Source organism: Pseudoalteromonas rubra, from assembly GCF_005887095.1.
Lineage (GTDB): Bacteria > Pseudomonadota > Gammaproteobacteria > Enterobacterales > Alteromonadaceae > Pseudoalteromonas > Pseudoalteromonas rubra_E.
The window spans coordinates 1-5,067 of record NZ_PNCI01000107.1; the positions used below are offsets into that span (position 1 = coordinate 1).

7 protein-coding genes and 1 pseudogene are annotated in these 5,067 nt (G+C 42.4%); 1 reads left to right on the top strand and 7 read right to left on the bottom strand.

Annotated features, from left to right (window positions below; all coding sequences use genetic code 11):
* Positions 1 to 3 precede the first annotated feature (3 nt).
* From CWB99_RS23310 to CWB99_RS23335, 6 genes are all read right to left on the bottom strand, one after another.
* Positions 4 to 288, bottom strand: a complete 285-nt coding sequence (locus CWB99_RS23310; RefSeq protein ID WP_138686238.1) for a hypothetical protein — start codon at positions 286 to 288, stop codon at positions 4 to 6.
* Positions 289 to 348: 60 nt separating this feature from the next.
* Positions 349 to 693, bottom strand: a complete 345-nt coding sequence (locus tag CWB99_RS23315) for a DUF6966 domain-containing protein (RefSeq protein ID WP_138553613.1) — start codon at positions 691 to 693, stop codon at positions 349 to 351.
* A gap of 79 nt (positions 694 to 772) precedes the next feature.
* Entirely contained in the window at positions 773 to 1,297 is a 525-nt protein-coding gene (locus CWB99_RS23320) for a DUF3859 domain-containing protein (protein WP_138553612.1), read from the bottom strand.
* A 248-nt stretch (positions 1,298 to 1,545) separates the two neighbouring features.
* Complete coding sequence (locus CWB99_RS23325) at positions 1,546 to 1,893, bottom strand: hypothetical protein (RefSeq protein ID WP_138553611.1); 348 nt, start codon at positions 1,891 to 1,893, stop codon at positions 1,546 to 1,548.
* A gap of 166 nt (positions 1,894 to 2,059) precedes the next feature.
* Positions 2,060 to 2,479 carry a hypothetical protein gene (locus CWB99_RS23330; protein WP_138553610.1) on the bottom strand — a complete coding sequence of 140 codons (420 nt, stop codon included), beginning with the start codon at positions 2,477 to 2,479 and terminating at the stop codon, positions 2,060 to 2,062.
* 377 nt (positions 2,480 to 2,856) lie between these two features.
* On the bottom strand, positions 2,857 to 3,195 hold the full coding sequence (locus CWB99_RS23335; protein WP_138553608.1) for a hypothetical protein: 339 nt from the start codon (positions 3,193 to 3,195) through the stop codon (positions 2,857 to 2,859).
* A 146-nt stretch (positions 3,196 to 3,341) separates the two neighbouring features.
* Here CWB99_RS23335 and CWB99_RS24835 point away from each other — a divergent pair.
* Positions 3,342 to 4,576, top strand: a pseudogene (locus CWB99_RS24835) (IS4 family transposase).
* A 102-nt stretch (positions 4,577 to 4,678) separates the two neighbouring features.
* Here the strand turns inward: CWB99_RS24835 and CWB99_RS24305 are convergent.
* Positions 4,679 to 5,067: hypothetical protein (locus tag CWB99_RS24305; RefSeq protein WP_171045441.1), on the bottom strand; the 389-nt coding region annotated here is incomplete at its 5' end.

Here is a 5,067-nt window from a genome sequence, read left to right on the forward strand (position 1 = left end):
GTTTTAAGCAGCTTGTTTTTTTACCTCACCCGTGTGCTGTTTTTCCGGGTTAAGCGTTGTAGGCCCGACTGGACTGCAATTTCGCACAGCACGTGTTCCCCATCGACCCGGATTGGCTGCTTTTGCTATTTCCATTCGCTCTTTTCGCTGGGCTAGTATTTCTTCATCCTGTCCTGTATGTCGCTGATGTGGTAAAGCTTTCTCTATAATTACGAATGGTTGAACAACTCCAAGAGCTACACCAATTAAGATCCCGAACCAATCACTACGATGTAAACTTTTCTGCATAAATACCTAACGCCAAGCTAAGCGGCGCGCATTTATGCGCGTCCTTGCTTGAGCGCCTTGTTAACCTTTTTCTTCACTCTGTTTTAGTTTGACTGCAAGATCATAGACCTTTGAAGACAGGTCACTACTTGAACCGTACAGCTTATTTAATTCGTTTCTTTTTTTCGACTGGTGAGGGTTATAGTAGTCATTGAAACTACCCATACCCCCGTAAACTGCCTTTATAGAGCTCGAAATCTCATATAAGTTTTCTTCGACATAACCATATTCAATTAGATCATTTACATGCTTCAGTTGCTTTTCAAAATGATTAGTCCAGATGCAACTTTCATCTGTCTTTAAATGCAGACATAATTGTTCAATAGCCAACTTCAAATCTGAAAGAACTATATCTTTGGAGTCCACATTCTCTCCCCCTGAAGGTTAACGCCGCGCTCTGAGGCGAACCGAAGCGCAGCGTAGGTTTGTCCCTAGCAGCGCTTTGTTATAGCTTTTCACGGTTTTCAATTACATGGAATGTTGATGAATGAATTTTATAGTCACCACTAAATACTTGAAGATTCCACGGCCCCGGATTTGTCTCGTACGCAAAATCAAAATAGAAATCAAATACCCACATATACTCGCCATTGTGGCCCGTTAAATCTATTTCTCTATTTACGGTACTTCTTTTCTCTCCAGATGGAAGTGTCATTTCTGGAAAGCTGACTTTGAGATCAAAAGAGCTTATATCTGCTGGAATTCTAGAAAACTTAACCGCTAAGAGAAAACCATTTCCCAGCACATTTGGTACTTTCCACGTATTACTTTCAATTACATCAACGTCATAGCCTATGTTAAGCAAGTCGGTTACACGAGAACCATCCTCAACTAATCTACCGCCAGTCTTTTGGACATAACTATGCTCAACAACTTCTGATTGAACACTCAGGTCGCTCCTCATCATAGAGGTACATGCAGATAGCATTATCGATGCAAATACGATGAAGAAAAAATTTCGTTGCTTCAAATTTGTCTCCTTAGCTATAACGCCCACACTAAGGGGCTGATAATAGTTGGCTAAAATGTGTAGCGAAGCGAAACCGAGCCAACTGTTAGCAGCCCCGCTTTAGTTGCTTGTATAGCTAACGCCCGGCTCAGGCGCAACCAGCCAGAGTGGGATTTGTGCCAAATTTAGCGCCCGCGTCATTGGCGAAAATGACGCGACGGTTGGTTGTCGCTTGGAGCCGTTTGTTAAGTGTATTCATCCGGCTAGGTCTATTCTATGTAACTACCCCAAATAACATCACCGAGTTGGACTTCCGTAATATTTGCATAAGAGCCGCCACCGCAACCACTAACATGCAAAATTACTTTTTGCTTTGAAGACTGAGCAGCAAGAAGCATGGAGAATATACGGCCTGTGGTATCGTTGAAAAAATATATTCCCGTTTTCAACGTACCGCTACAAGCCTCATTAACCGAAGAAGTAGAAAGCTTTACATAATGACCTTCACTTGAGTTATATGCTCTCAGAGCCAGAACCTCAGAGGGCGGGGTCCAAGCTGCTAAAGCACTTCCACTAAACATAACTAAGCCAGCCAACGCTGCTTTTACTCTCGTCATTATAAACCTCTTTTATCAGTATCATTAAAGCATGACGGTTGTGAAAACAACGTCGATAAGCCCCTGGCACACTTAACGCTTGCCGTAAACGGCACAAAATAGCGGGCTAAAATTAGCGACAAAGAAGCACTGCCTGCTGCTTTGTGTCATTTGTTTAACGGCCTTGTTAGGGTTCAACTTTCACAAGAGCTGATTCAGCTGAAACTATAAGCTCTGCACCTGATTCAAATTCTAATGACCAATACCAACTACTATCAGGATCACCGTCAACCCAAAACTGACCTTCACACCATTCATCGTCTGATAGATAACCAAAACTACTCAAACAATTATCTTCATTAAATGACCTTTCTGAGCTTCTTGGTTGAAAGCTAAAATGCTTTACATTGAAAAGTGAAAGCAAAATAGTTTTAGGCAATTCACGTTTAACCCAATCATATTTTCCCTTTCGCCACTCGAGAACCATTAAACGCTTTTCAACATCGTAACTGAATTTTATAAAATCATAATCATGATGAAGGTCATACACAGTTGAGCCATGTTGCAGATGAATGCTACCTGTCCATGAAAAATTCTCTGAAATCACGATTGAACCCTAACAGCTTATTAGCGTGAATACCGGTTAGATCTAGTTCCTAAAACCATACAACCCCACAGCTAAATTATTTTATTCATAATAAGAACAATAACCTACCACCATTACTCTCATTGCTCAAGCCACAACAGCTCTGCTAAAACGAGAAATTTGACATGATAATTGGCCGCATTCACATATATCTGTATAAATAAAAATCACCTGGAATGAAAATGTCTTGTTCACCTTTTTTGGAGTCTGTACGCGTTGAGCTCAGGACCAGGCACTATAGTCTGAAAACAGTAAATGGTGACAACTAACTTGAAAAGCACCGACGGTGTGGGAAGCGCCAATTGCTGAAATTTAGTTATTGACGCCATAGCCTCTTGCTAGGTGATCTTTGGCCACCAATTAGGTGTTTCTGTAGCTTTTAGCCCAAACTTTGTAGCTAAAAGCTCGATATCTTTTGATTTACCTGATATCTCTCCTTCACACCAATTATCCCACTCAAACTTTAGTTCACAGCCTTCTTTGGATAATTTAACTTTGCCGTAATCAATCCATGCATCAAAACCATCATACTCATATGTCTTTACCCAACCATTATGAATATGAAGTTCCAGGATACGATTGAAATCATCAGTTGGTATATCTTGAATGATTTTCAAACCGAGTGCTTTGAATTTCAAATCCACAATTTTTCGACCTAACTTGATGATTGGATCCATTGAGCACCTCACGCTTGCCGCAAACGGCACAAAATAGCAGGCATAAAACATGCGACGAAGGAGCACAGCCTACTGTTTTGTGTCCTTGGTTTGACGGCATTGTTTGATCTAATTTATTTCGCCAAAAGCCAAATAGATACAACACCATACGTGATACCACCATCCTACACGATATGCTCAGAAAAAACTGCCCCCAAATTCATGCGTGACGCCTTGATTCATTAATGCTGGCAACTGAAACTTTGCTCGATAGCAATCAACTTTCTCTTACTGACTTTCCATTGGCAAACAGGGTCGAAATATGAAGGGCCCTGTCGCTGCAAAACACAACATTTAGCGTATGGACCGACTGCTTGGCAACACTGCCATGCATAACGATCGGCTTGCTATTTACCGCTTTCATGCTCGCCTGACGTGTGGCGCTAATCCCATGCCTATCTTGCTGGTCGACTGGGCCGATGTGCGCGGAGCAACTGCGGTTGAAGACTTTGCGTGCTTCCGTCAGCATTTAGGGACGCTCAATGATAGTGTATGAGCGCACCTTCACGTTTGCTCAATACAATCCGCCTAAGTCCCCACCAATTGTTTCTTAATGAACTTGCCATTACCCGCCCATAGAGAGCCTGCCTGATAAATGAATTCCACTCATCGTGACCGATGCTGGCTATCGAAATACCTGGTTTCGACAGGTCGATAAAAAAGGCTGGTTCTGGCTCGGACGGGTGCGTGGCAAAGTCACTTATCAGCATAATAACAGCGAAGATTGGCATGTAAATCAGGCACTTTATCCATCCGCCACTCCCCGTGGACGTTATATTGGAGAGGTAAAACTTGGCCGAAAAAGTCCTATAAACTGCCATCTGCATTTATATAAAACCAAAAAAAAGGCCGTACTGACGAGCGCTCTTCAAAAGCTGGCAGGCATCATACCGCACAAAAAAGTTATCGAACTGGCAGTAAAGAGCCTTGGCTATTAGCCACTAACCTGCCCGCAGAATTGTTCAAACCAAACGTGTAGTATCAATCACTTTATGCCAAACGTATGCAAATCGAAGAAAGCTTTCGAGACCTGAAAAGCCCCCAATACGGGATGGGTCTGCGGCATAGTAAAAGTCGACGCCCCAACCGGCTCGATATTCTGCGATTACTCGCTTTGCTAGCGACAATTATTCTCTGGTGGATAGGCCTGCATGCCCAACACACAAATTAGCAACAAAAATTCCAGGTAAATACAATCAGAGATCGTGCTATGCCGTCGACTGTCAGGCTTGGCAAAGAGGTTAGGCGACGAACCGACTACGTGATGACGGGGATTCAACTACGCTGGGCTATACGCGAATATGTGCGCTTGATACATCGGCTCGGGAGGCCTCAATTATGAGGGTTCCTCCAGCGCCCCACTAATAAGTAAACCAAATGCTGGCCGGGGGATTTGCTCCGCAAATGGCATGACAGTGCTTATGAATATTTATTTAGTGACTTATTAGCAATACTTTGCACCAAACTCAATTACAGTTACATTTGCAATTTTATATGGGCCTTTAACCCAGTAACCTTTAGTACCGATTTCTAACCTATTTAGGTGATACTCACGCATTTCTTCTGAAACAATCCACATATTCGCTTTGCCTTTTATTGGCAGGCTTCCCGGTGATTCATCCTCAATTGGTATACCATCTTCATCAAGTAGCTCAGGCCAAATCATGTAAATACCGTCTATTTGTGGGTCATCACCGTGATATAAGAAATCTGTTCTCATACCTTGATATGGCTTAGCATTTTTCATTTCGTCACAAAGATCAATTTCAAATTCGACAATAAAATCAGGATGTCTATTTAGAAAATCTTTGTACCCCCCTATGGCAGGATAGT

Coding starts and splice junctions, on each gene's coding strand:
- CWB99_RS23310 (WP_138686238.1), bottom strand. CDS start 288: ATGCAGAAAAGTTTACATCGTAGTGATTGGTTCGGGATCTTAATTGGT.
- CWB99_RS23325 (WP_138553611.1), bottom strand. CDS start 1,893: ATGACGAGAGTAAAAGCAGCGTTGGCTGGCTTAGTTATGTTTAGTGGA.
- CWB99_RS23335 (WP_138553608.1), bottom strand. CDS start 3,195: ATGGATCCAATCATCAAGTTAGGTCGAAAAATTGTGGATTTGAAATTC.